This is a genomic window from Streptococcus oralis (assembly GCF_001075875.1).
GTDB lineage: Bacteria > Bacillota > Bacilli > Lactobacillales > Streptococcaceae > Streptococcus > Streptococcus oralis_I.
The window spans coordinates 1-2,545 of sequence record NZ_JUOS01000156.1 but is presented as its reverse complement, the minus strand read 5'-3'; the positions used below and the strand labels follow the sequence as shown (position 1 = coordinate 2,545).

Genomic DNA, 2,545 nt, shown 5'->3' with positions numbered 1-2,545 from the left:
AACAACGTGAAAGCCAGCGTCTTTAGGCGCTGGCTGGTAATTTGGGCTTATAGCCCTGGTACAAACCACCCGTTTGACGGGTGGTTATGATTCTTAGAATGATTATGTTAAGATTTTTATTATTTCATAAGGATTGTTGTAGTGAGATATCTGCATGTTTTGCTTTGAAGATTGATTATGTATATTGAGTTTTAAAAGCTATTTATCGTTAATCCCATCAAGAATTGGTTTGGGGATAAGAAAGGAAAAAGAAGATGAAATTGTTAAAAGTAGTCATTGCTGTAATCATTGTAGTAGTGAGCCTTGGCTTAGTAGTATTTATAGGAGCGAGTATGTATGCTGTTACTACGATTAATTTGCTATCTAACTCAGTTTATTATGCTCAACGGATACCTCATAAAGAGGGGACAGAGCCTGACTTAGTCATGTTGATTGAAAACATGGGGGAGATTTATACTCCGAAAATTGAAGGTATTCGCTATGATGATGATGGAGCGAATTTTATCGAAAATTCTATCGATTCAAGTGGTTATCCTACAAGTTTTGGAGAGTCTGTTGGAGGTTATAGTTACAGTGATAAAAACGATGTGTCCTATAAGTTTGATAAGAATTTTGAGCTTGAGTGGGCCCTCGATAAAGAGTATAAAGAAATTGATCTTGCAACAATTGATGAAAAAAAGATAAAAGGAGAGATTAGAGAGACCCTTAAACCCATACTTGATGTACAATCTAAGCCCGTGGTCAATCTTCAGTGGCTGTTTAATATGAAGTATCAGGATAGGTTTAATTAGAGATGCAGATAGGTCTTTAATTTGAAATTAAACTGAACAAAAGTGATTGAACTCTTTGACATGCGATGCTGATATTTCTGAGAGTTTTTCTATCGCAATGCAAAACTTTCAAAATAGATTTTTAAAAATTGAACGGTTTCTGAAGAGTTAGTTCAAAAAATAAAGACACAACTCCAGACATTAGCTCTTTCTCTATAAATGAGCAACATACCATAGATGAAGATAAAAACAGTGAGGGATTTCCTCAGAGAGTAAAGAGTAAGTCTGATTTACTAGAGAGAGTTGTTTCAGGATAAAAGTTTAAGGTTTTGCTATCTCTTTTATTGATTTTGTGATATAATTAACACGTAAAAAAAATTAAGGAGTCTTTCCAAATGGCAAAATTGACTGTTAAAGACGTTGAGTTGAAAGGGAAAAAAGTTCTCGTTCGTGTTGACTTCAACGTTCCTGTAAAAGATGGCGTGATTACTAATGACAACCGTATCACTGCAGCTCTTCCAACTATCAAGTACATCCTTGAACAAGGTGGACGTGCGATTCTTTTCTCTCACCTTGGACGTGTAAAAGAAGAAGCAGACAAAGCTGGTAAATCACTTGCTCCTGTAGCTGCTGACTTGGCTGCTAAATTGGGTCAAGAAGTTACATTCCTTCCAGGTGTTACTCGTGGTGCTGAATTGGAAGCAGCGATCAACGCTCTTGAAGATGGACAAGTTCTTTTGGTTGAAAACACTCGTTTTGAAGATGTTGACGGTAAGAAAGAATCTAAAAACGATCCTGAACTTGGTAAATACTGGGCATCACTTGGAGATGGTATCTTCGTAAACGATGCATTCGGTACAGCTCACCGTGCACACGCATCTAACGTTGGTATCTCAGCAAACGTTGAAAAAGCAGTTGCTGGATTCCTTCTTGAAAACGAAATTGCTTACATCCAAGAAGCTGTTGAAGCTCCAGAACGTCCATTTGTGGCTATCCTTGGTGGTTCAAAAGTTTCAGATAAGATCGGTGTTATCGAAAACTTGCTTGAAAAAGCTGATAAAGTTCTTATCGGTGGTGGTATGACTTACACATTCTACAAAGCACAAGGTATCGAAATCGGTAACTCACTTGTTGAAGAAGACAAATTGGATGTTGCAAAAGCTCTTCTTGAAAAAGCAAACGGCAAATTGATCTTGCCAGTTGACTCAAAAGAAGCAAACGCATTTGCTGACTACACTGAAGTGAAAGACACTGAAGGTGAAGCAGTTGACCCAGGATTCCTTGGTTTGGATATCGGTCCAAAATCTATCGCTAAATTTGACGAAGCTTTGACTGGCGCTAAAACAGTTGTATGGAACGGACCTATGGGTGTATTTGAAAACCCTGACTTCCAAGCTGGTACAATCGGTGTGATGGACGCTATCGTGAAACAACCAGGCGTTAAATCAATCATCGGTGGTGGTGACTCAGCTGCCGCAGCTATCAACCTTGGTCGTGCAGACAAGTTCTCATGGATCTCTACTGGTGGTGGAGCATCAATGGAACTTCTTGAAGGTAAAGTTCTTCCAGGACTTGCAGCTTTGACTGAAAAATAAGAATATAAAAAAGGAGAACTCAGCTTCTCCTTTTTTTTGCGTTCTTTTAAAGTATGGGAGTACCGAGGGATAATTGGACAGAATCCAAAAAAAACAGTAAAATAGAGGAATACCAATCTAAATGAAATTTGAGTGATGAACGTGGAAAAAAGAGACAATCTTACAAAAACATCTATTTGT

The 2,545-nt window shown here is 38.0% G+C and carries 2 protein-coding genes; both read left to right on the top strand.

Translation table 11 applies throughout. The features are described from left to right. Positions 1–254: 254 nt before the first annotated feature. Positions 255–791 carry a hypothetical protein gene (locus ADM33_RS08605; RefSeq protein WP_049504539.1) on the top strand — a complete coding sequence of 179 codons (537 nt, stop codon included), beginning with the start codon at positions 255–257 and terminating at the stop codon, positions 789–791. A 374-nt stretch (positions 792–1,165) separates the two neighbouring features. Next, entirely contained in the window at positions 1,166–2,365 is a 1,200-nt protein-coding gene (locus tag ADM33_RS08600) for a phosphoglycerate kinase (RefSeq protein WP_001096781.1), read from the top strand. Positions 2,366–2,545: the final 180 nt, after the last annotated feature.

Coding starts and splice junctions, on each gene's coding strand:
- ADM33_RS08605 (WP_049504539.1), top strand. CDS start 255: ATGAAATTGTTAAAAGTAGTCATTGCTGTAATCATTGTAGTAGTGAGC.
- ADM33_RS08600 (WP_001096781.1), top strand. CDS start 1,166: ATGGCAAAATTGACTGTTAAAGACGTTGAGTTGAAAGGGAAAAAAGTT.